Annotated in this window: 19 protein-coding genes and 1 tRNA gene; 10 read left to right on the top strand and 10 right to left on the bottom strand. The window is 65.0% G+C overall.

Translation table 11 applies throughout. From position 1 onward, the window contains the following. Positions 1-53: 53 nt before the first annotated feature. The 4 genes from U0L91_RS04860 to U0L91_RS04845 form a co-directional block, all read right to left on the bottom strand. Entirely contained in the window at positions 54-2,144 is a 2,091-nt protein-coding gene (locus tag U0L91_RS04860) for a hypothetical protein (protein WP_330045091.1), read from the bottom strand. Continuing rightward, complete coding sequence (locus tag U0L91_RS04855) at positions 2,141-3,547, bottom strand: sensor histidine kinase (RefSeq protein ID WP_330045090.1); 1,407 nt, start codon at positions 3,545-3,547, stop codon at positions 2,141-2,143. Before U0L91_RS04855 ends, U0L91_RS04860 begins: the two co-directional genes overlap by 4 nt. Then, the gene (locus U0L91_RS04850) at positions 3,544-4,212 is read right to left on the bottom strand and encodes a response regulator transcription factor (RefSeq protein WP_330045089.1); all 669 of its coding nucleotides are present in this window, start codon (positions 4,210-4,212) and stop codon (positions 3,544-3,546) included. The genes U0L91_RS04855 and U0L91_RS04850 overlap by 4 nt, the downstream gene beginning before the upstream one ends. A gap of 61 nt (positions 4,213-4,273) precedes the next feature. Next, the gene (locus U0L91_RS04845) at positions 4,274-5,182 is read right to left on the bottom strand and encodes an NTP transferase domain-containing protein (protein WP_330045088.1); all 909 of its coding nucleotides are present in this window, start codon (positions 5,180-5,182) and stop codon (positions 4,274-4,276) included. Positions 5,183-5,348: 166 nt separating this feature from the next. Between U0L91_RS04845 and rsmI the strand changes: the two genes are divergently transcribed. Genes rsmI through U0L91_RS04830 form a run of 3 tightly spaced genes read left to right on the top strand, consistent with a single transcriptional unit; the run spans position 5,349 to position 7,469 of the window. Next, positions 5,349-6,191, top strand: a complete 843-nt coding sequence (gene rsmI, locus U0L91_RS04840) for a 16S rRNA (cytidine(1402)-2'-O)-methyltransferase (RefSeq protein ID WP_330045087.1) — start codon at positions 5,349-5,351, stop codon at positions 6,189-6,191. Between the two features lie 16 nt (positions 6,192-6,207). Continuing rightward, positions 6,208-6,708, top strand: a complete 501-nt coding sequence (locus U0L91_RS04835; RefSeq protein WP_330045086.1) for a metallophosphoesterase family protein — start codon at positions 6,208-6,210, stop codon at positions 6,706-6,708. Beyond that, positions 6,702-7,469 (top strand): biotin--[acetyl-CoA-carboxylase] ligase, encoded by a 768-nt coding sequence (locus tag U0L91_RS04830; protein ID WP_330045085.1) that lies wholly within the window; start codon positions 6,702-6,704, stop codon positions 7,467-7,469. The genes U0L91_RS04835 and U0L91_RS04830 overlap by 7 nt, the downstream gene beginning before the upstream one ends. A 1,481-nt stretch (positions 7,470-8,950) precedes the next feature. On the opposite strand, the gene U0L91_RS04825 is transcribed toward U0L91_RS04830, so the two are convergent. Further along, positions 8,951-9,862 carry a DMT family transporter gene (locus U0L91_RS04825; protein ID WP_330045084.1) on the bottom strand — a complete coding sequence of 304 codons (912 nt, stop codon included), beginning with the start codon at positions 9,860-9,862 and terminating at the stop codon, positions 8,951-8,953. A gap of 64 nt (positions 9,863-9,926) precedes the next feature. Next, entirely contained in the window at positions 9,927-10,535 is a 609-nt protein-coding gene (locus U0L91_RS04820) for a hypothetical protein (RefSeq protein WP_330045083.1), read from the bottom strand. 198 nt (positions 10,536-10,733) lie between these two features. Between U0L91_RS04820 and U0L91_RS04815 the strand changes: the two genes are divergently transcribed. The 3 genes from U0L91_RS04815 to U0L91_RS04805 are packed head-to-tail and all read left to right on the top strand — an operon-like array spanning position 10,734 to position 14,482. Then, a complete protein-coding gene (locus U0L91_RS04815; RefSeq protein ID WP_330045082.1) occupies positions 10,734-11,591 on the top strand; it encodes an ABC transporter ATP-binding protein in 858 nt (285 codons plus the stop codon). Between the two features lie 13 nt (positions 11,592-11,604). Further along, a complete protein-coding gene (locus U0L91_RS04810) occupies positions 11,605-13,071 on the top strand; it encodes a COG1361 family protein (RefSeq protein ID WP_330045081.1) in 1,467 nt (488 codons plus the stop codon). Beyond that, positions 13,058-14,482: an ABC transporter permease gene (locus tag U0L91_RS04805; protein WP_330045080.1), complete on the top strand. Its 1,425-nt coding sequence runs from the start codon at positions 13,058-13,060 to the stop codon at positions 14,480-14,482. Before U0L91_RS04810 ends, U0L91_RS04805 begins: the two co-directional genes overlap by 14 nt. A 45-nt stretch (positions 14,483-14,527) precedes the next feature. On the opposite strand, the gene U0L91_RS04800 is transcribed toward U0L91_RS04805, so the two are convergent. Together U0L91_RS04800 and U0L91_RS04795 are read right to left on the bottom strand one after the other, a co-directional pair. Then, on the bottom strand, positions 14,528-15,904 hold the full coding sequence (locus U0L91_RS04800; RefSeq protein ID WP_330045079.1) for an MATE family efflux transporter: 1,377 nt from the start codon (positions 15,902-15,904) through the stop codon (positions 14,528-14,530). An 89-nt stretch (positions 15,905-15,993) separates the two neighbouring features. Beyond that, positions 15,994-17,214, bottom strand: a complete 1,221-nt coding sequence (locus tag U0L91_RS04795; protein WP_330045078.1) for a glycoside hydrolase family 10-like protein — start codon at positions 17,212-17,214, stop codon at positions 15,994-15,996. A gap of 87 nt (positions 17,215-17,301) precedes the next feature. Between U0L91_RS04795 and U0L91_RS04790 the strand changes: the two genes are divergently transcribed. The 4 genes from U0L91_RS04790 (at position 17,302) to U0L91_RS04775 (ending at position 19,617) form a co-directional block, all read left to right on the top strand. Further along, positions 17,302-17,378: transfer RNA gene (locus tag U0L91_RS04790), tRNA-Ile, on the top strand. Between the two features lie 258 nt (positions 17,379-17,636). Further along, positions 17,637-17,849, top strand: a complete 213-nt coding sequence (locus tag U0L91_RS04785) for a helix-turn-helix transcriptional regulator (RefSeq protein ID WP_330045077.1) — start codon at positions 17,637-17,639, stop codon at positions 17,847-17,849. Continuing rightward, a complete protein-coding gene (locus U0L91_RS04780; RefSeq protein ID WP_330045076.1) occupies positions 17,846-18,610 on the top strand; it encodes a DUF3169 family protein in 765 nt (254 codons plus the stop codon). The genes U0L91_RS04785 and U0L91_RS04780 overlap by 4 nt, the downstream gene beginning before the upstream one ends. Further along, a complete protein-coding gene (locus tag U0L91_RS04775) occupies positions 18,607-19,617 on the top strand; it encodes a CPBP family intramembrane glutamic endopeptidase (RefSeq protein WP_330045075.1) in 1,011 nt (336 codons plus the stop codon). Before U0L91_RS04780 ends, U0L91_RS04775 begins: the two co-directional genes overlap by 4 nt. A 35-nt stretch (positions 19,618-19,652) precedes the next feature. Here U0L91_RS04775 and U0L91_RS04770 read toward each other — a convergent pair whose 3' ends face one another. Both U0L91_RS04770 and U0L91_RS04765 read right to left on the bottom strand, forming a co-directional pair. Further along, positions 19,653-20,267: a sugar O-acetyltransferase gene (locus U0L91_RS04770; protein WP_330045074.1), complete on the bottom strand. Its 615-nt coding sequence runs from the start codon at positions 20,265-20,267 to the stop codon at positions 19,653-19,655. A gap of 18 nt (positions 20,268-20,285) precedes the next feature. After that, the gene (locus U0L91_RS04765; RefSeq protein ID WP_330045073.1) at positions 20,286-21,131 is read right to left on the bottom strand and encodes a DUF3737 family protein; all 846 of its coding nucleotides are present in this window, start codon (positions 21,129-21,131) and stop codon (positions 20,286-20,288) included. Between the last annotated feature and the right edge of the window lie 94 nt (positions 21,132-21,225).

The raw sequence follows: 21,225 nt of genomic DNA, 5'->3' as shown, positions 1-21,225 counted from the left end.
CCTTGTGTGTTTGTGCGGAGTATACCATACCACGGCGCAAAATGCAACGCCGGTCAGTCAAACTCTACCTGGCGCACGTCATCCCAGTCGCTGAGCGGATGCAGCGTATAGTGCCAGTCCAGGTCCGTATAGACATACTCGCTGCACAGCGCGATGCCGTCGCCCGAGATGGCGGTGATCCGGCCGCACTCTTCGCTGCGGTCCGGCAGGGGAAGGATCTCGCCGGTTACGCGGTTGACCACGCGGTGGTCAAAGACCGCGGTGCCGCTGGAGTTCCAGGCGTAGTATTCCGACCAGTCCCTCATGGCGGGCTGTTCGTTGATGACATAGCTGGCATAGTCGTCGGGGTCGCATCCCAGCAGGGTCCGGGCGGGGGTGATCTCGCCGCTGTTCAGGTCCACCGCGAGCAGCTGTTTGTCCACGCCCTCGTTGGGCCATTGCTGGAGCAGGAGCCGGCCGCTCGTCACCGAGACCACCGAGTTGACGGCGAGCCAGCTGTCCGTATCGCTGCCGTACAGGCAGCGGACCGCGGTATCGCCGGGGCGGTAGACCTCGAGGAGGTAGCGCAGCTGTTGGCGCACGCAGGAGAGCCGGTAGTTGTTGCCCGTCGGGACGGGTTCATCGGTGACATCGTTGAGCAGCAGGATCTGCCCGTTGCTGACGCCCACGACGCGGCCCTGCGGCAGGATCATCTTGCTGACGGTGCCGTCCAGCGCACAGCGGACGAGCTGATTGTCATCGACGCCGAGAATGCTCTGGGACTGGCCGTAGAGGTAGGTGCCGTCGGTGAAGGTGAGCGAGAGGATGGTTTCCTGGCTGTTGATCAGCGAGGTCGTGCGGGTGACGCCGTCGGTGCAGCTGATGCTGCGGCCGAACTGGGTGCGCACCTGTTCGCGCAGCGCCTCGATCTCCTCCTTGCTGAGGTTGCCGATGTTCTCGATTTCCTGGAAGGAGAGGTTCTCGTAGGTCGCAAAGTAGAGGCGGACAAAGTCCTCGTCGTCCATCGCCTCGATGCTCTCCTCGTTGTACTCTCCGCCGTAGATCGAGAAGGGCGCCGCGATGACCTTGTCGCCCACGACGTGCAGCTGGTTGCTGTACGGCGCGCCGGGAATCCAGGCGGGGCAGGATTCGTCGCTGTGGGTGCAGCCCGGCACCTTGCAGTAGGGGGCGGCCTCGCCGGTCGCGTAGTCGATGCGGTAGAGCAGACCGCTGCTGTCGGTGTCGGGAAGGCGGCGGATCATGTAATAGCCGTCGTCGTCGCTGGGGGTCAGCGGGGTGAGGTCGCTCTCAAAGACAAAGGGTTCCTGGGAGCCCAGCCGCTCGGCGGTGGGCAGGTTTTCGAGATAGTTGAGCTGCATGCTGAAATACCGGTTGTCGTTGACTTCGGCGCTGGTGTAGTCGTTCCAGTGCCCCGAGGTACAGGTCAGCAGCGTCGAGGCCGAGGCGCTGTACAGCCCGGTCTGTTCGTAGTCGGTGCCGGTGGGGGCGGTCCAGTCCTTCAGATCGGCAAGGCCCTCCCAGTCCACCCAGCTCTGCAGCAGGGCAGCGGTGTCCAGCGTCTCGTCGGGGATCTGGTCGGCGGGGACGTTGATCCACAGCGAGAGCAGCTTGCCGGTGCGGTTTTCGATTTCCAGCTCAAAGCGGGGCGCTTCGTAGTAGTCGGGGTCGTTGGTGTCGGTGGCCTGGTGCGGGAAACAGCTGAGCCGCAGGATACCCAGCGAGTCGCTTGAGGCATAGACGCGGCTGTCCACCGGATAGAGGTCCTGCACCGCGGCGCGGTAGTAGCTGTCGGGCAGGGCGCCGGCCTGCCGCAGCGAGTCCAGCAGTTCCTGGGCGCGCATGCCCATATCGCCGACCATCGTCATCTCGGCGCGGCTGCTGCCGCTCGACAGGTAGCCGTTGTCGGCCTTGTTCCACAGGGAAAAGTCGCTCTCCTGTTCCCGGGTGCGCAGCCGCAGCTGGGTCAGCAGATAGTAGTCGTTTGCATCGGGCTGCCGGGAGGTGTAGGCGCCTTGGACGGGGTGGGCCACGCCGATGGACTGCCGGTCCCGCAGCACAAACCAGAAGGTGGGCAGGATGGCCAGGATCAGCACGATGACCAGGCAGAGCACAATGCGGAACACGCCGCGTTTGGTGGTTTTCATTGGTCAGCCTCCTTCCGGGCCAGGGGCAGCGTCACGACGACGGTGGTGCCCTGGCCCACCGTGCTGTGGATGACCAGCGATCCGCCGAAGGTCTCGGCAATGCGGCGGCAGAGCGTCAGGCCCAGGCCGCTGCCGCCCTGACGGCGGGAACGGGACTTGTCCACCATGTAGAAGGGTTCGGTCACCCGCTCAAGCTGGTCGGCGGGGATGCCGCACCCGTGGTCCTGTACCTCGATGACCGCCTGGTCCTCCGACACCGAGGTGCACACCGCCCGGATGACCTGGCCGTCATGGCAGGCCCGGGCCGCGTTGGTCAGCAGGTTGAGGAAGAGGTCGGTGTAGAGGTCGGCGTCGCCGCACAGCACGGCGCCGGCGGCGTCGGTCTCGATCGTGCAGCCGTTGCGAGCCGGCTCGGCCGCCTGCACGGCGGCGCGCAGCACCGTCTCGAGCGGGACCGGCACGCACTCGACGGGGGTATCGTCCAGGCCCATGAGCTGGAGCAGCTTGCCGCTGAGGGATTCCAGCCGCCGGGCTTCCCGGAAGATGGCGCCCGCGGCCTGCCGCTGTTCGTCGGGGTCGGGCTGCATGCTGCGCAGCAGATCGGAATAGCCGATGATGCCGGTCATCGGGGTCTTGAGTTCGTGGGTGAACGCCCCCACAAAGTCGTCCCGCTGCCGGACCGAGAGTTCCAGCGCGGCGATCTTTTCCTGAACGGCCTGGGCCATCTTGTCAAAGGCTTCGCTGAGCAGGCCGATCTCGTCGCCGGTCTGGATGTTGGTGCGCAGGGCATAGTCCCCCGCCGCCATGCGGGTGCTGGCCGCCGTGAGCAGCGCCAGCGGCCGGGTCAGGCGCCGGCTGATCAGCCAGATGACCGCCGCGGCCCCCAGAATGACCGCCCCTTCGAGGACGAGGAACCGGCGCAGGCTCTTGTCCCGGGCGTTGTAGATCTCCGTCACGTCAAAGGCGCTGTCCAGCGTGATGCCGCCCAGCAGCGCGCTGCGGTAGTACCGGATCACCCGGCTGCCGCTGCGGCGCAGCATCGAGCTGCCGCTGGTCAGCGCGGTCTCGGCGGTCTGGATGCCGGTCAGCGGCAGGTCCGCGCCGATCGCGTACAGACATTCCTCGTTGCGGCTCAGCGCCATGCTCTGGGCGCCGCCGTTGGCGGCCACCCGGCTGCCGGCATCCTGCCAGAACGCATTGTCGATGGTCTCGCCCTGACCGTTCGCGGTCAGGTACCGGTCCTCCACCATGCCGCAGAGCATCGCGTGGATTTCCTGTTCCTGCTGGCCGGCGGATTCCATCCGGTCGCTGAAACTGCCGTTGACCAGCACACCGCCGCCAACCGAGAAAAACGCCGCGATGACCAGCAGCATTGTGGTGACCAGCTTCTGGGAAAACCTCATGGCTCCTCTTTCCTTTCTGCCCGCAGGCGATACCCGACGCGGTAGACGGTTTCGATCTTATCCGACCAGTTCAGTTTCTTGCGCAGGCGCTGGATGTGCAGGTCCAGCGTGCGGCTGTCCGGCAGCTCGCCGCCCCACACCCGCTCGTACAGCACATCGCGGTAGAGCGCCGCCCCCCGGTTGCGCATGAGCTGTTCGAGCAGCGCAAACTCCCGCGGGGTCAGGTCCACCGGCCGGCCGTTCTGGGTGACCTGCCGCGCAACGCAGTCCAGCGTGACATCAAACGCCGTGAGCGTCTGACCGCCGCGGCCGGAACGGCGCAGCACCGCCTCGACGCGGGCGAGCAGCTCCTCGATCTCAAACGGCTTGACGATGTAGTCGTCGGCGCCGAGCTGCAGCCCCCGCACCCGGTCCCGGGTCGTGCCCTTGGCGGTGATGAAGATCACCGGCACTCCCAGCGGGCGCAGGTATTCCAGCAGCTCGTAGCCGTCCAGCCCCGGCAGCATGATGTCCAGCAGCGCCAGGTCAAAGTCATGTTCGGCAATCAGGTCGGCGGCCGTCACCCCGTCCGAGGCGACCGTGCAGTCGTATCCGGCGCGGCGCAGACTGCTGCGGATCAGACCGGAAATGGTTTCCTCATCCTCCACGATCAAGATACGGTTCATCCAAGTGCCTCCTGTTCTGCCTCTACGATAGCGGAAAGTTGTCGCAAAGTTGTAACGCCGGTCATTCGGTGTCGGCGGCCAGCAGCGCGGCCAGCCGGTCGGGGGTGTCGGCGTCCCACAGTTCGCAGGCCGCGGCCGCCTCGACGGTGCGGGCCGGGGGATCGAGGCGGCGCAGCACGGCCCCTCCGCCCACGTCGCCCTGCAGGCCGGCAAGGGCCGGGAACTCGCACCGCGGGAAGAGCACCGGGCTGCCCGCCTCGCCCTGCCAGGCCAGCCGCACCGGCCGGACGGGGCAGGCCCCGAACGCCCGGATCAGTGCCGCGTAGCTCTGCGGCCGGACCAGCGGCTGGTCCCCGGGCAGGAAGAGGCAGCCGTCCGCCTGCCACACCGCCGCCAGCCCGAAGCGGATCGTATCGCTGAGCAGCGGGCTTTCCTGCAGCAGGCAGCGCACCCCCATTTCGCGGCAGAGCGCCCGGACCGGCTCCCACCGGGTCACCACGACGGGGTCCAGCCCGGCCGGCACCCCGCGCAGCGTGCGGCGCAGCAGCGGCTCGCCGCCGAAATCCGCCAGCAGCTTGTTGGAACCGAACCGGCGGCTCTCGCCGGATGCCATGACCACACAGCGCAGCCGGGGCGCACGGTCGGAAAAACAGGCATTAAAGAGCGCGTCGGCTTCGCTCTGGCAGGCGGCCTGCCAGGCCTCGTACCGGGCCAGCAGCGCCTCGGCCTCGGGGGTGAGCTGCGATCCGCCGCCCCCTGCGCCGCCCACCGCCCGCCGGGTCAGCGGACAGCCCATCGCGGCCTCGGCCCGGCGCAGCAGCGCCAGCGCCTTGGTGTAGGCCATGTCCATCTGCTGGGCCGCGGCGCGCAGACTGCCGGTCTGCCGCACGCCGCGCAGCAGCTCGCAGGGTCCCGGCCCGAAAAAGCGGCCGTCCGGGCCGCAGAGGGTGGCGGTGATATGAGGTGTCATGACAAGGGCTCCTTTCCTGACTTTGGTTCTATTGTAGCCGTTTCGGCCCGCCAGGGCAACGCCCCCCGCCCCAAAATCGCGGCGGCGGTTGTCAAGGTCTTGCGGGGCGTGGTATAATAAAAGATACTTTCTCCGTGCGCGGCACGGAGGCCAAGGAGGTTTACCCATGGCCGGAACGCTCTATCTTGTCGCCACACCGATCGGCAATCTCGACGATATGCCGCCCCGCGTGGCGGCCACCTTCGGCGCGGCGGATTTCGTCGCCGCCGAGGACACCCGCGTCACGCTGCGGCTGCTCAATCATCTGGGGCTGAAAAAGCCGATGATGAGTTATTATGAACACGCGCTGCATCACGGCGAGGCCATCCTGGCCCGCATCGAGGCCGGCGAGGACTGCGCGCTGTGCTCCGACGCCGGAATGCCCTGCATCAGCGACCCCGGGGAGCAGATTGTCCGGGACGCGCTGGCACGGGGCATCCGGGTGGTGCCGGTGCCGGGGGCCAGTGCCTGTGTGACGGCGCTGGCGGTTTCGGGGCAGGATACCTCCCGGTTTGTGTTTGAGGGATTTCTGCCGGTGCCCCGCCGGGAGCGGCGGGAACGGCTGGCCTTTTTGCAGAAAGAACCCCGTACCGTGATTTTTTACGAAGCGCCCCACAAGCTGCGGGGCACGCTGGCCGACCTGGTGCAGACATTCGGCGCCGACCGGTCGATTACGCTGTGCCGGGAGCTGACAAAACTGCATGAAGAGATCACCAAAACCACCCTGGGGGAGGCCGCGGCGTTTTATGAAAGCCATGATCCCCGCGGGGAGTATGTGCTGGTGATGGCCGGCGCCCCCGCCGACCAGGTGCAGGAGGATGCCGCCCTGACACTGCAGGACGCCGTGGACGCCGCCCGCACCCTGATGGAGGGCGGTATGCCCCCGGCCGCCGCGGCCCGGCAGGCCGCACGGGGGACAGCGTTCTCCAAGGGGGAGATCTACAAGGCGCTGATCGCGGCCAAAGACTGACACGGAGGGCAGAAGGATGCCGACAGAGGAATACCGCATTTTGGCGGTGAGTGATGTGCACGGCCGGATGACCCGGCTGCGCTGGGTGCTGGAAAACGAGACGGCGGACGCGCTGTTCTTTCTGGGGGACGGGCTGTACGACCTGGACCAGGCGCTGGCCTGCCGGACCGCGCCGCCGGCCTACCCGATCTACCGGGTGCGCGGCAACTGCGACGCCGGCGCGCCCGACCCGGCCGAGGGGCTGGCGCCTTTTGGCGGGGTGCTCTTCTTTTACACCCATGGCCACCTTTATAATGTAAAGAGCAGCTATGACCGCCTGACCGAGTACGCCTCCGACCGGGGCGCCGACGTGGCGCTGTTCGGCCATACCCATTTCAAGACGCTGCGCCGCGGGATGCCGGGGTATCCCACCCTGTTCAATCCGGGCAGCCTGCGGGACGGCGGCAGCTATGGCGTCATCACGATCCGTGACGGCGTGTGCAATTTCGGATGGAAGCAGGTGCCGCAGACATGGTAATCCAGAACGGCCCGGAGGAACACAACGGGCTCAATCCGCTTTTGTGCCTGTCCGAGACGGACAGCACCAACACCTGGGCCAAACAGCACCTGGACCGGTTCGGGCCGGTGGGCGCCGTGTACACGACCAGCCAGACCGCCGGACGCGGCCGGCTGGGACGCCGGTGGGTCAACGCCGCCGGTCAGGCGCTGTACTATACCGTCGCCATCCAGACGCCGCTGGCCCAGCCGGAAGCGCTGTCGCTGTTCTCCAGCCTGGCCGTGTCCGACGCGCTGCGGGCCCTGTACGGCATCGAGTGCCAGATCAAGTGGCCCAATGACCTGCTGTACGCCGGCAAAAAGATCGTGGGCATCCTCTGCGAGGGCATCCCCGACCGCCCGGCCTGGCTGTCCGGCATCGGCATCAACCTTGCCCAGCCGCAGAGCTATTTTGACCAGATGGACCTGCCCCACGGCACCAGCCTGGCCTTGCAGGGCGTACCGGTGGACCTGGACCGCGACCCCGGCCGACTGGCACGGTATCTGACGGATTTCGGCTTTGACCGCGAACTGTACGGCTTTGAGCGGGACGGCTTCGCCGCCTGCCGCGACGCCTATAAGGCCCGCTGCATCAACCTCGGCCGCCGCGTCCAGTTTGACGGCGGCTTTGGCATCGCCGTCGATGTGGATGAACTCGGCCGCCTCGTCGTGCGCGGCGACGCCGGAGAAACCCATGTCTTTACCGGTGAAGTCAGCGTTCAGGGCATCTACGGCGTTGTGTAATTTTTGCCTTGCTTCGTTACTTTTGTAAACATTTCGCTTTCCGGGGCTGCCTTGGCGGAATTAACAGAAAATTCACACCATGATAATATATTTTTCGCAAGTATTGGGTATCCTATAATCACACGGAACGGAGCCGCAACCGTTGCCGTGGAACATGATTCCTCCTCACACCAAAACGATACCCCATCGCCCTCACCTGTCGCCGCAAGCAGGTGGGGGCAACTTTTTTGGAGTAAAAATACAGATTGTATAAATCTACAGTATGTATTTTGGCAGCACCTCATTTTCAAAAAAACAGGAAGAAGGAAAAAAAGTCCGTCTTTGCTCTCGTCTGATTGTGAGAGCAAAGGTGGACTTTTTTTTGCTTCTACCGACCCGGGGGTCCAGGGGGGTATCCCCCCCTGGGCGCGGACCCGCTGCGTCGCAACAGCGGCAGTTTTCTCGGTTCCTCTTTTGCTGCCAAAAGAGGAATCGCCCACCAAAGCCCGACGCCCCCGGGAAGAGCGCGGCACTTTGGGACGGGCGGCGAAGGGTGAGAGGGCGGCGGGGTGTGGTAGAGCAGCAAGGGGCGGGCGGCTGCTGGCGGGAAGTCGGGGCTAGTGGCCGGACGGGGGCGGGGGCGTTGGGAAGGGTGACGGGCGGGGAAAGGCGCGACGGGGCGAATAGAAGAAAAACGGGGCTGCGGGCGGTGGGGAGTGAGCGGCGGAGGGGTGAGAGGGGGGCGGCGTCAGGTAAGGCGGCGGAGGGCGGACGGCTGCTCGCGGGAAGTAGGGGGCCGGTGGCTGGGCGAGGGGCGGAGGCGTTGGGAAGGGTGATGGGCGGGGGAGAGGCGCGACGGGGCGAATAAGAGAAAACCGGGGCTGTGGGTGGTGGGGAATGAGTGGCGAAGGGGTGAGAGAGGGGCGGGGTGAGGTAACGCGGCGAAAGGGCGGGCGGCTGCTCGCGGGAAGTGGGGGCCTGTGGCCCCGGGCGGGGGCGGGGGCGTTGGGAAGGGTGACGGGCGGGGAAAGGCGCGACGGGGCGAATAAAAGAAAAACGGGGCTGTGGGTGGTGGGGAATGAGTGGCGAAAGGGCGAGAGGGCGGCGGCGTAGGGTAAGGCGGCGAGAGGCGGGCGGCTGCTCGCGGGAAGTGGGGGCCTGTGGCCGGGCAAGGGTGGAGGCGTTGGGAAGGGTGACGGGCGGGGAGAGGCGCAACGGGGCAAATAGAGGAAAACCGGGGCTGTGGGCGGTGGGGGTGAGCGGCGAAGGGGTGAGAGGGGGGCGGGGAGTGGTGGAGCGGCGAGGAGGAGGCGGGAGTAGGGCGGCGAAGGGGTGAGAAGGCAGCGGGGGAGTGGTGGAGCGGCGAGGAGGAGGCGGGAGTAGGGCGGCGAAAGGGCGAGAGAGCGGCGGGGGTGAGCGACGGGGCAAAGCGGGCGGAGCGTGCACAAAACAAAAAGGCCCTGCCGATGAGGGCAGAGCCTTGGATCTAAGCCTTGGACCTATCAGGTTTTCTTTTTGTCGGGAATCTGGGCGCCCACAATGGCGACGAACATCAGCACGCAGCCCAGGGTCTCGACGGGGGAAAGGGTCTGCCCGAGCACGATCCAGCCGGCCAGGGCACTGAAAACGCTTTCCATGCACATGGCCAGGCTGGCGATGGTGGGGTCGAGGTCCTTCTGGCCGACGATCTGCAGCGTGTAGCCCACGCCGCTGGACAGGATGCCGCAGTACAGGATGGAGGTACCGGCGCCGAGCAGCTGGGGCAGGGTGGGGGACTCGAAGATCAGCATGAACACCGTGGAGAGCACCGCCGTGACGAAGAACTGCACAAAGCTGAGCTGGACGCCGTCCAGACGGGGACTGTAGCGGTCCACGAGCATAATCTGGAACGAGAAGAGCAGCGCGCAGAGCAGCAGCAGCCATTCGCCGCCCGTCAGGCTGAGGGAACCGCGGCCCGCCAGGCAGAGCAGATACAGCCCGATCAGGCTGACCACGACGCACAGGCAGAGGCGGCGGCCCGGCCGGCGGCCCGCAAAGATGCCGAGCAGCGGCACGAGAACGACATAGAGCGCCGTGAGGAAGCCCGCCTTGGCCGTGGTGGTACTGCCCACGCCGGCCTGCTGGGCGGCGGAAGCCGCAAAGAGGGCGGTGCCGCACAGCGCCCCGCCGCAGAACAGCGTGCGGGGATGAATCCAGAACGGCAGGCCGGTGCCGCGGCGCCGGCGGTCGGCCCGGCGGACCAGCATCAGCCCGGCCAGGAACACGCAGGCCAGCCAGCTGCGGGCTGCCAGAAAGGTATAGGGTCCCACATAGCCGCTGCCCACACTCTGCGCCACGAAGGCCACGCCCCAGATCAGGGCGCCGAGCAGCAGCAACAGGGTGTTGCGCAGCTGTTTTTCCTGTGCTTGAGTCATCTTGTTTCCTCCCCACAAAAAACCGCCCCGGCAGCGGACCGGAGCGGTACATCAGACTGTTGGATTATTCCTCGTCACCCTCGGGCGCGACCAGCTCATCGCTGCCGATGCCCTCGATCTTGACGCCTCCCGTGATGTAGTAGGAGGCGGAATCATAGCTGATATTCGCCTTGTAATACTTGCCGGGCGTCAGGCCGGTGATTGTGTAGGTGTAGCAGTCACCGCCCGTGGTGTAGTACACCGTGGTGCCGGGCACATAGGAAGTGGTTGCGCGGTCTTCCGAAAGCTGCCAGATGGCCACCTTGAATTCCAGCAGGCTGGTGGAATCGGTGGTCGCATAGGCCGTGACCTGGATGCTGTCCGACGCCGCCACAAAATACTCGGTATTGCGGTTGGTAATGCCGTTGAAGGCCACATAGAGCGTGCCGTTCTCGGCCACCTGGTTGAGGTGCACCGAGGTATCCTGCAGGCCGTCCGGGAAGGTGATTTCTCCGCCGGCGGGCGCATAGATGTCGTTGGTGGTTTCCTCCTCATCGTCGGCCTCGACAAAGCCCAGGGCCGTGGCGGCGTTGATGATCAGGTCGGAGGCAAACTGCTTGGGACTGCACGCCGTCAGGGTCAGGGCCATGAGCCCGGCCAGCAACAGCGCCGCCGCACGTTTTGCAAATTTCATCTTGAATACCCTCCATAGAGGCGATAAATTTCATGGATAAGTTTCTTTATTATACCCTATTTCCCCGCAAAGAACAAGTGAAAAATCGGCAAAAGATTGTAAAACCCGCCCAAGGAATTTACATTTTGCCCTCTTCCCCCGCCGCACAAAATATGGTATAGTGGTGAAAGCACGATATGTCGAAAAAGGAGGGCTGAGATGGCACCTATCATACGAACGGTCCGCCTGCGCAAAGTGTATGCCGTGGGCAAGGAGCGGGTGGTCGCGCTCAACGACGTGGATCTTTCGGTGGAGAAAGGGGAATTCTGCTGCATTGTCGGCCAGTCCGGCAGCGGCAAGTCCACGCTGCTGAACCAGCTGGCCGGGCTGGAAAAGCCCACCCGCGGCCAGGTTTTCATCGGCCGGCACGAGATCAGCGCCATGACGGAAAACGAGCTGGCGCGGTTCCGGCAGGCGCATCTGGGATTCATCTTCCAGAGTTACAACCTGCTGCCCAGCATGACGGCGGCCGAGAATGTGGCCCTGCCGCTGATGTTCAAGGGGATGGGCCGCGCCGAGCGGATGGCACGCGCCCGCAAGGAACTGAAACTGATGGGTCTGGGCGGCCGCGCCAACCATCTGCCCACCGAGATGAGCGGCGGCCAGCAGCAGCGCGTCGGCATTGCCCGCGCCTTTGTGAGCCGCCCCAAGGTCATTTTTGCGGACGAACCCACCGGCAACCTGGACTCCACCACCTCGCGCCAGGTGCTGTACCGGATGCTGGAACTGTCCAAGAACCAGGGCATCACCTTCGTGATGGTCACCCACGAGCCGGAACTGGCCTCCTGTGCGGACCGGATCATCACGATTCTGGACGGCCGCGTGCAGTCCAATGTGGTGCAGCCCGACGAAGTCAAAGAGAAAAACCGCAGCGCGCTGTTCTCGGCGCTGGAAGGCAACCTTGCCATCGGCGGCGACCAGGCCAGCGGCGATGTGCGGGAGAAAACCGCCGCCGAACTGGCCGCCTACACCCGCCCGGCAGCTGCCGAACCCGATTCCAGGACTACCAAATCATAAGGAGGAATCCCCGTTGAAAAAAGCCTCACCGTTCCTGTCCCTGCTGGCGGCTGTGCTGCTGCTGGGCAGTCTGGCCGCAACGCCCGCCCTGGCGGACGACGCCATTCCCTTTGCCGAAGCCACCCCCGCCCCCACGGCCGAACCCCTGGCCACGCCGGAACCGCTGCCCACCCCCGAGGTGCAGGCCACCCCGGCGCCCGGCGACGGCGCCACCGCCCGCAATGACAAGGGCGGCGCCTATCTGATCGCCCAGACCGTGACCGACGCCGCCGGCGGCGAGATTGCCACCATCGAGCGGGATACCCGCTTCAACCTGGTGCTGCGGGTGGCGGACTACGACGCCTACAACAATTACATTACCGCCGATCAGATTTCGGCGCGGATCAACTCGTCGGTGTTCACCTTCACCGGCAACGCCGAGATCGGCCAGCTGTATGACGAGACCGACGCCAACGGCTGCCCCTATTACAGCTATGTGCTGCTGTTCCGCGACGTGATCTACAACGGCGGCGGCAACAGCCTTTCGATCAACCTGAGCTATCTGAACTCCACGCTGGCCATGCAGCAGCTCAGCGTCACGCTGGGCCAGTGCGTTGACAAGGACCCCAGCACCCCCAACCTGATGATCCGCGCCTCCTCCTACGGCAACGAGGCCATCACGGCGGGCAGTCCCTTCACGCTGTCGCTGAGCGTCTACGCCACGGCCGGCCAGGAATCCCTCAACGACGTGGTGGTGTCGCTGACGCTGCCGGACGGCGTGACGATGACGGGCGGCAGCCTGACCAACTACATCGGCTCGATGTCCGCCCACAGCACCCGCGATGTTCAGTTCAACCTGTCGGCGGGGTCCGCCTTCACGGCGGGCGTGGCCAACATCACGGTCAACCTGGTGGGCACCGGCGCCACGACCAACACCGCCGTCAACGGCATGGCCACCACGATCTCGGTGCCGATCAGCCAGCCCGACCGCTTTGAGGTGGGCCAGCTCACCGTGCCCGACACCATCTATGTCGGCGACTCGGCCTCGGTGTCGCTGGGCTTTGTCAACAAGGGCAAGAACCCCGTTTCCAACCTGGAGGCCAAGATCACCGGCACCAACCTGGGCGTCGATACGGCCCAGCAGTATGTGGGCAACGTCAACGCCGGAACCGAAAACAGCGTGGACTTTGACCTGACCCCCACCGAGGCCGGCCCGATGTCCGGCACCATCACCCTGAGCTACGAGGATGCCAACGGCGAGATCAAGACGGTGACCAAGGACTTCTCGGCCACCGTCATGGAGCTGCCCGTCTATGAGGACCCCTCGATGACCGACCCGTCCATGATGGAACCCCAGAAGACCGGCATGCCCATCTGGGGCTGGGCACTGATCGCCATCGCCGTGGTGGTGGTCCTGTTCCTTGTCATCAAGGTGATCCGCCGCAAGCGGAAGGCAGCCGCCCTCGCCAAGCTGGAGGAGAGCGAAGATGAAGATCTCTGATCAGATCGGTCTGTCGGCAAAGAACCTGACCCGCCGGATGGGGCGCACTGCGCTGACCGTCGTGGGCGTCGTTGTGGGTACCTGCCTGATCGTCGTCATGATCAGTCTGGGCATTGCCCAGAACCAGGCCAACGAGGAGATGCTGGCCAGCTGGGGCGACCTGACCCAGATCCAGGTATACGGCGGCGGCATCGCCACCACCACCGCGGACGGCAAACAGGTCAAGCTGGACGACGACGGCCTGGAACAGATCCGCGCGCTGGATCATGTGCTGACCGTGACCCCCTTTTACCAGGCCTACAACCTCAACGGCCGGATCAGCGCCGGGCAGAATGACCGATACCAGATCACCGGGCTGTACCAGATGGTCGGCCTGTTCCCCGACGCGCTGGAACCGATGGGGTTCCAGCTGGTCAGCGGCAGCTGGCTGTCCGACTCGGACAGCTACGGCAAGGATGTGCTGCCCGTGCTGGTCTGCCAGAACACCGGGTACAGCTTTGAGGATACCCGCAAGAGCATGAACAGCCCCAAGCGCTACCGCTGGAGCGGCATGACCGACGCCGCCGGCAACCCGGTGAAACCCTTTGTGGACGTGAACAAGGACGACATGACGCTGACGCTCTCGGCCTCGACGGATTCCGGGGATGAAAAGACCCAGACCTGGAAACTCAAGGTCGTGGGCACGCTGCAGAGCGATTATTCCAAGGGCTGGTGGACGGATTCCGGCATTGTGATCCGCCTCAAGGACATGAAGATGCTGACCAAGGCCTACGCCGCTCTGTCCAAAAACAGCAGCCTGACCCAGTCCGCGACCTATGACCAGGTCTATGTCAAGGTGGATGATCTGGAAAACGTCGAGGAGGTCGAGAACGCCATCCATGACATCGGCTTCACGAGCACCTACTCGAGCACCCAGGAGCGGGACAACATGAAAAAGCAGGTGGCCCGCAGCCAGATGATCCTGGGCGGCCTGGCCGCGATGAGTCTGTTTGTCTCGGCGCTGAACATCATGAACACGATGACAATGGCCATCTACGAGCGCACCCGGGAAATCGGCATCATGAAGGTGCTGGGCTGCGAGCTGGGCAACATCCGCCGGATGTTCCTGATGGAGAGCGGCTTCATCGGCTTCATCGGCGGCGTGATCGGCGACCTGATCAGCCTGGTGGTGGGCTTTGTGCTCAACAACATCAGCCTGATTCTCTCGCTGTTCGGCCAGAACGTGGACCTGTCCAGCCTGACAGGCAGCTATGCCTATGCCATGGGAGGGTCCTCCAAAATCTCCATCATACCGCCCTGGCTGCTGCTGGGCGCGCTGCTCTTCGCCACCCTGATCGGACTGCTGTCCGGTGTGGCGCCGGCCGGCAAGGCCGTCCGGATCAGCGCCCTCGAAGCCATCCGGCATGACTGAAAAAAAGGCGTACCGCGCAAGGCGGTACGCCCTTTTTGTTGGGAATCAGTGCAGATGCTGGGGCTGGCCGTTGAGGCGGCGGTAGATCCGGGCCAGCATGACGACGGAGGCCACGGCGAGCACCGCCTCGGCGAACGGCTGGGCATAGCCCAGGCCGTAGAGCGGATAGAGTTTGTCGAACACGAAGAGGGCGGGGATTTCCAGCACGATCTTGCGCATGATCGCAAAGACCAGCGCGTTGCGGCCCATGCCCAGCGCCTGGAAGACGCCCACCGTCATGAAGTCCATCACCATCAGCGGCTGCTCCAGGCAGAATTCCCGCAGCAGGCGGGTGCCGATCTCGACGATGTCGGGGTTCTGCATGAACAGCCGGATCAGGCCGTCGGCAAAGACCTCGTAGGCGATGGTCACGACGATGAGCAGCGCCTCGGCGAGGATAAGCGACCCGGTGATGGCCTTCTTCATGCGGCGGTGGTTGCCCGACGCATAGTTGTAGCTGACCAGCGGCATGATTCCCTGGGAAAAGCCCAGCGCCACCTGCATGGGCACCATGTTGACCTTCTGGACGATGCCCAGGGCCGCGACGGCGTTGGCGCCGTAGGCCGCGGCGAAGTTGTTGAGGATGGTCATGCCGGTCACGTTGAGCAGGTTCTGGATGCAGGCGGGCAGGCCGACGCCGAAGATCTGGCGGGCGATGCCCTTTTGCAGCCGGAATCGGCGCGGATCGACGCAGACCAGCGTCTTGCCCCGCCGCACGACGAGCAGCACAAAGAAATACAGGCACGCCACGCAGTTGGACAGGAAGGTGGCGCAGCCGGCGCCCGCGGCGCCCATGCCGAGGCCCCACGGCATGATGAAGATAGGGTCAAGGATCATGTTGAGGAAGCAGCCGCTCATGGTGCCGATGCTGGCATGGAGGCTGGCGCCCTCGGCGCGGACCAGGTAGGCCAGCACGACGTTGAGGATGGCCGGCACTGCGCCCAGGCAGACCGTCCACCACAGATACCCCTCGGTGGCGGCGGAGGTCTGGGCATCGGCGCCCAGCAGGATGAGCAGCGGGCCGTTGAAGATCAGGCAGACCGCCGAGATCAGCACGCCCCCGGCCACCGAACACCAGAACCCGAAGGTGGAGGCCCGCTGCACCGTGTCATAGTCATGGCAGCCCAGCGCGCGGCTCATCAGGCTGGAACTGCCCACGCCGAACAGGTTGTTCACGGCGTTGAAGGCCAGCAGCACCGGCGCGGCCAGCGTGACGGCGGCGTTCTGGACCGGGTCGTTGAGCATGCCGACAAACCAGGTATCGGCCAGGTTGTACAGCACCATGACGAGTGAACTGAGAATGGTGGGAACTGCCAGCGAGGCAACTGCCCGCGGCAGCGGGGTGGTTTCAAACAGTTCGTTGCGGACGGCCGTGTCTGTCATGAGGGAACCTCCTTTGTTTTGCAAGACGAAAGGGCCGCTTTGCGGCCCTTTTTTATTTTTATTTTACAAAAAATTGATCGTCTTGTCAATTATTTCCATGTCTTTTGCAGGGCCGCGGCCTCCTGCGCCGCGAGGGTGGGATAGAGGGTGTTGTCAAACAGCGAGGCGTAGCGGTACAGCCCCACACCGTCCGCCCCCGCGCCGCGCAGGAACTCGGCCTGCTCCGCGAGCGCGCTGCCCGAACTCCACTCGGTGCCGGGGCCCGAGCGGTCGCCGCCGTCCCCCTCGCCGATGCGGTAGGCCCCCAGCCCGAAACACAGCGATACCCCCTCGGCCCGGGGCAGCGCCAGCCAGACCGCCGCCAGCTCGTCGAGGCTCTGCGAGGTGTCGCCGCCGCGGCTGTACGACCGGCCCCAGTAGAGCTGCGGCATCAGATAATCGCAGTAGCCGCCCTCGGCCAGCCAGCGCGCGGCGTCGCTGTACTGGCCGTCCCGGCAGCCCTCCGGCGTGCCCTGCGGCGCCACCCCGAACCGCACCCCGTAGCGGTGACAGGTTTCGCAGCAAAGGCGCATCAGCGCGTTGACGTTCTCCCGCCGCCAGTCCTCCAGGCTCAGCGTGCTGCCCGACGCCGCGTAGTCCCCGGCGTCAAAGGCGGGGTCGGTGGTGGGGTAGAAGTAGTCGTCAAAATGGATGCCGTCCACCGCGTACCGGCTGCACAGCTCGGCCAGCGAGTCCGCCAGATACTGCCGCACCTGCGCCGAGGCGGGGTTCAGATAGCTGCCGTCGCCGGTCTGACGCACCCAGTCGGGATGGGTGACCGCCGGGCTGGTCGCGGCGAACCGGTCGGGCGTGCCGCCCGCCTGCAAGCGGTAGGGGTTGATCCAGCCTTCCAGCTCCAGCCCGCGGGCGTGGGCCTCCTCCAGCAGGATGGCCAGCGGGTCAAACCCCGGGTCCTCCCCCTGGGTGCCGGTGCACAGATGGCTGAACGGGAAGTAGTCGCTGGGGTACAGCGCATCCCCGAAGGGCCGCAGATGCGCAAACACCCGGTTGGCACCCAGCGCGGCGATGTTGTCCAGCATGGCCGCCGCGTCCGCCCGGAACGCCTCGGCCGAGGAAAAGTCGGTCTGCTGCCATTCCAGATAGCTGATCCAGACGGCCCGGCACTCCTGCGGCTCGGCGGCGGGGGTTTCCGCGGCGGGGGACGCCGTGGGCGCCGGCTCCACCGACGGCGCCGGTCCCCACAAAACCGGCAGCAACAGCACCAGAACCGCCGCCGCCACAAAGATCGCCGCTGCCGCACCATACCGCATACTACCGCCTCCCGCCCCAGTGTATGCGGCCGGACGAAAAATAATGGTTGGCTTTCGCGCCAAAGTATGGTATACTGAATGAAATGTGGGCCAGTAGCTCAGCTGGTCAGAGCTGGCGGCTCATAACCGCTTGGTCGCGGGTTCAAATCCTGCCTGGCCCACCACCTTCGCCCCGGCTGTCCGCCGGGGCATTTTTTGATGCGGACAAGAAGATCTTTTTGGGTGAGGAAGCGCTGATCACACAATCCCAAAAATGACCGTTCTATCAGAATGAGCCGATTTCCCGTCCCGTTTGGGACGGGTTTTTTATTTTTTGGTGCGGGGGTATTGACAAGGATTGTTGTCAATGCTATCCTAAGATTGACAAAGATCATTGTCAAATTGACAAAGATCGTTTACAACCGTGAGGGGAGGTTCTGCGTATGCCGCTGGGGAACCGGCTCAAGGAGCTGCGGGCGGCGCGGTCGCTGAACCAGCAGCAGCTGGGGCAGCTGGTGGGGGCATCCCGCCAGACCATCAGTCTGATCGAGCGGGGGGACTACAATCCCTCCATCACGCTGGCGCTGCGCATCGCCCGGGTGTTCCAGATGCCTGTGGAAGAAATCTTTTATCTGACGGGGGAGGAAGAATCATGAAATCGCAACAGAAGAAAACGGGGATTTATCTGCGGTTTGCGCTGATGATCGTCGTGTCTGCCCTGGTGGGCGGGCTGCTGAGTATGCTGGTGAACTGCAATCTGGACCGGCTGTCCGATCTGGGCAGCGGGGTGAGCGGGGGATTATACCGCGCGGGACTGCCTCTGCTGGCGTCCGGTCTGGTATGGTCCGCGGTCTCGACGGGGGTGTATCTGTCGGCCCGGGGCCCGATGCGCCGTGCCGAGGAGGATGACGACGCTTTTGAGACCGCCAACCGCCGGCTCTGTCTGGCGATGATTCTGAACTCGCTGCTCTTTCCCTGGATCATGATCACGATTGCACTGGCCGTTGTGCCGACGACCGGCACAACGCGGTTTTTCGGCCTGACGCTGGCAATTCTGCTTCTGCTGCTGGTCTGGAGCATCGCCGTGCAGGCGCTCTGCGTGCAGGCCACCAAAAAGCTCTCGCCCGAAAAGCGGGGCAACGTGTTTGACACGCGGTTCCAGCGGGACTGGTACGCGAGCTGTGACGAGGCGGAGCAAAAGACCATCGGGGATTGCAGTTACTTCACCTTCCGGGTGATGAACCTGGTATATCCCTTCGCGATGGTCGCGCTGCTCATCGTAGGGATGTACTGGCAGATCAACGCGATGTGGTTTGTGCTGGTGGGCGGTCTTTGGCTGCTGCAGATGGGCTGCTACCAGCTGCGGTGCTACCGGCTGCAGCATTCGCGCCGCACGCACGGGAAGGAGAGTGTATGATGTCCTGTTGTTGGACTGACCGCGAGAAGCGGCAGCTTGTAATCTTTGCGCTGGTCGCCTTTGCGCTGCCCTACCTGCTGGGGATTCTGATGGGCTGGGGCTATGCCGCGGGGCGGGATGTGAGCGTCTTTCCTTCGGCGCAGATGTTCTATCCGGCCGCCGGGGCGATGCTGGCCATCCTGGTGACCCGCCGGGACGACCCGACGGTGCCGCGCCGATTCTTCGGCTTTTTCCTGGTGCTGGCGCTGCTGATGGCGGTTTGTGCCGCCGGCAGTGTTGTGCTGCCCGCAGGCCCCTGGGTGACGATCAGCAACGCCGTCATGATCGGCGGCAGTCTGCTGTGCTGGGTGTTCTACTTCTGGGACGGCAAGGCCCGCCGGACCGCCTGGCATCTGCGGCTGCGCCGGACCGCCTTCGGGATGCTGGCGCTGTTCATCCTGCTCTACTTTGCCCGGCTGCTGCTCATCGGCGTGGTGACGGTGCTGGTTGACCCGGCACAGGCAGCCGCCGCGCAGGACGGCACCGCGCCGGACAGCACGGCCTGGGCGGTGATGTCGCTGAATCTGGTGCTCTCCTTCTTTCTGTCCTTCGCGCCCTTCTTCGGGGAGGAGTTCGGCTGGCGGGGATTCCTGCAGCCGCTGCTCCAGAAGCAGTTCGGGCTGCGCGGCGGTGTGGCGGTGCTCGGCGTCGCGTGGGGGCTGTGGCACCTGCCCATCAACCTGTTCTATTACAGTCCTGATCACTGGGTGCTGAGCGTGGCGAACCAGATCGCGGTCTGTCTGTGTTACAGCATTTTCTTCGGGCTTGCCTACCGGTACACGGGCAGCATCTGGGCGCCGGTGATGATTCACTACTTCAACAACAACGCGATCCTTCTTTTCGCGGAGCCTTCGGCCATCCAGAACCAGGCGCTGGATCTGCCCGGCGTCGTGCTGAGCACCGCCGTGACGCTCGCGATCTTCCTGCCCTTCCTGGCCGCGCGGGGTTACCGCCGGGCCCGAAACTGAAACAACCCCCGCACCGTGGTGGTGCGGGGGTTGTGTTATTCGAAGTCCACGGGGAGATCCCGGTGGTAGAACTGGCGGTCGCGCGGGCCGATGGGGCGCAGCACCCGGCAGGGGACGCCGACCGCGACGACGTTGGCGGGGATGTCCCGCGTGACGACGCTGCCGGCGCCGATGACGCTGTTCTCGCCGATGGTGACGCCCGGCATGACGAGGCAGCCCGCACCGAGCCAGACATTGTCGCCGATCGAGATGGGCAGGTTGTACTGCACGGCGCGGCGGCGCAGCGACGGTTCGACCGGGTGGCCCGCCGTGGTCAGCACGACGTTGGGGCCGATCATGACATGGCTGCCGACGCGGATTTCGCCGTCATCGACCAGCGTGAGGTTGAAGTTGGCGTAGACACCGCTGCCGAAATGGACGTTCTTGCCGCCCCAGTTGGCATGGAAGGGCGTCTCGATATAGCAGCCGTCGCCGATCTCGGCAAAGAGTTCGCGCAGCAGGGCGGCTTTCTCGGCCTGGCAGCTGGGCGGGAGCTGGTTGTAGCGGAACACCCGGTCCAGCCGCTCGGCCTGGTCGCCCTGCAGGCGGGGGTCGCTGCTGTCATACAGGCGGCCGTCCGCCATCCGGGCAAGCAGTTCGGATTTTTCCATCGCAGATTCCTCCCGATCTCAGCCCCGGCAGGTGATCCGACAGTCGGCGCCGGGGCGGCGGAACTCGTCCAGAAGAATCTGGCCGATGCTGTCGGCGACGATCTCGCCATGGTCGGGGTTCTTGACGCTGAGGATGCTGCCCTGCACGGTGGCGCGGACATCGCTGTTCTCAAACGAGAGGTCGGTGTCCACCATGCGGCAGTCCTCGAGCACAAGGCCGCGGGCATAGCACAGCGGCTGGGTGCCGCGGATGGTGCAGCGGATCAGGTGCAGGTCCTGCGAGTACCAGCCCAGGTACTCGCCCTCGATGACGCTGTCCGTCACCGTGATGCCGCGGCTGTGCCAGAAGGCATCCTTGGTGACGAGGCGGCAGTGGTCCAGGCGGGCGTTTTCGACATACTGGAAGGAATACTTGCCCTGCATGGTCAGGCCGCGGATGGTCAGGTCCCGGCTGTGCAGGAAGGCGTACTCGCTTTCCAGCAGGCAGTCGTCCATCGTCAGGCCGTCGCACTGCCAGCCGAATTCCGGCGAACGGACATCACAGCGGGTCAGCGTGACGCCGCGGCATTCCCGGACGGCCTTGATGCCGCCCAGCGCGCAGTCCGTCAGCGAGAGGTCGCTGTCGTACCACAGGGCGGCGCGGCAGCTCTCGGTCATGCGGCAGCCCGTCAGACTGCCGCCCCGCAGATGCCACAGCGGATAGCGCAGCTCGAACAGGCTGTCCCGCACCGTCACATCCCGACATTCCTTGAGCGCGGATTCCCCGTCGGCGGGACCCGCAAAAGTGCAGTGATCCACCTCGATGCCGGTCTGCCCGTAGAGGGCGCGCTCGGCGTCAAAGCGTTGATTGTGGTAGATGGTCATGGTGATTGTTCCTTCTCCCTTGTTTGGGTGGTGGGGCAGTGCCCTTTTCATTGTAGCAACCTGCCGCCCGAAAAGCAAGCGCCGCCCGGCAGGG

The sequence above is a fragment of the Gemmiger sp. genome, from assembly GCF_036306485.1.
In the GTDB taxonomy this organism is placed as follows: domain Bacteria; phylum Bacillota; class Clostridia; order Oscillospirales; family Ruminococcaceae; genus Gemmiger.
This window is presented reverse-complemented; position numbering and strand designations above follow the sequence as displayed.

Coding starts and splice junctions, on each gene's coding strand:
- U0L91_RS04800 (WP_330045079.1), bottom strand. CDS start 15,904: ATGACAGACACGGCCGTCCGCAACGAACTGTTTGAAACCACCCCGCTG.
- U0L91_RS04820 (WP_330045083.1), bottom strand. CDS start 10,535: ATGAAATTTGCAAAACGTGCGGCGGCGCTGTTGCTGGCCGGGCTCATG.
- U0L91_RS04795 (WP_330045078.1), bottom strand. CDS start 17,214: ATGCGGTATGGTGCGGCAGCGGCGATCTTTGTGGCGGCGGCGGTTCTG.
- U0L91_RS04860 (WP_330045091.1), bottom strand. CDS start 2,144: ATGAAAACCACCAAACGCGGCGTGTTCCGCATTGTGCTCTGCCTGGTC.
- U0L91_RS04815 (WP_330045082.1), top strand. CDS start 10,734: ATGGCACCTATCATACGAACGGTCCGCCTGCGCAAAGTGTATGCCGTG.
- U0L91_RS04835 (WP_330045086.1), top strand. CDS start 6,208: ATGCCGACAGAGGAATACCGCATTTTGGCGGTGAGTGATGTGCACGGC.
- U0L91_RS04780 (WP_330045076.1), top strand. CDS start 17,846: ATGAAATCGCAACAGAAGAAAACGGGGATTTATCTGCGGTTTGCGCTG.
- U0L91_RS04770 (WP_330045074.1), bottom strand. CDS start 20,267: ATGGAAAAATCCGAACTGCTTGCCCGGATGGCGGACGGCCGCCTGTAT.
- U0L91_RS04825 (WP_330045084.1), bottom strand. CDS start 9,862: ATGACTCAAGCACAGGAAAAACAGCTGCGCAACACCCTGTTGCTGCTG.
- U0L91_RS04830 (WP_330045085.1), top strand. CDS start 6,702: ATGGTAATCCAGAACGGCCCGGAGGAACACAACGGGCTCAATCCGCTT.
- U0L91_RS04785 (WP_330045077.1), top strand. CDS start 17,637: ATGCCGCTGGGGAACCGGCTCAAGGAGCTGCGGGCGGCGCGGTCGCTG.
- U0L91_RS04775 (WP_330045075.1), top strand. CDS start 18,607: ATGATGTCCTGTTGTTGGACTGACCGCGAGAAGCGGCAGCTTGTAATC.
- U0L91_RS04765 (WP_330045073.1), bottom strand. CDS start 21,131: ATGACCATCTACCACAATCAACGCTTTGACGCCGAGCGCGCCCTCTAC.
- U0L91_RS04845 (WP_330045088.1), bottom strand. CDS start 5,182: ATGACACCTCATATCACCGCCACCCTCTGCGGCCCGGACGGCCGCTTT.
- U0L91_RS04805 (WP_330045080.1), top strand. CDS start 13,058: ATGAAGATCTCTGATCAGATCGGTCTGTCGGCAAAGAACCTGACCCGC.
- U0L91_RS04855 (WP_330045090.1), bottom strand. CDS start 3,547: ATGAGGTTTTCCCAGAAGCTGGTCACCACAATGCTGCTGGTCATCGCG.
- U0L91_RS04850 (WP_330045089.1), bottom strand. CDS start 4,212: ATGAACCGTATCTTGATCGTGGAGGATGAGGAAACCATTTCCGGTCTG.
- rsmI (WP_330045087.1), top strand. CDS start 5,349: ATGGCCGGAACGCTCTATCTTGTCGCCACACCGATCGGCAATCTCGAC.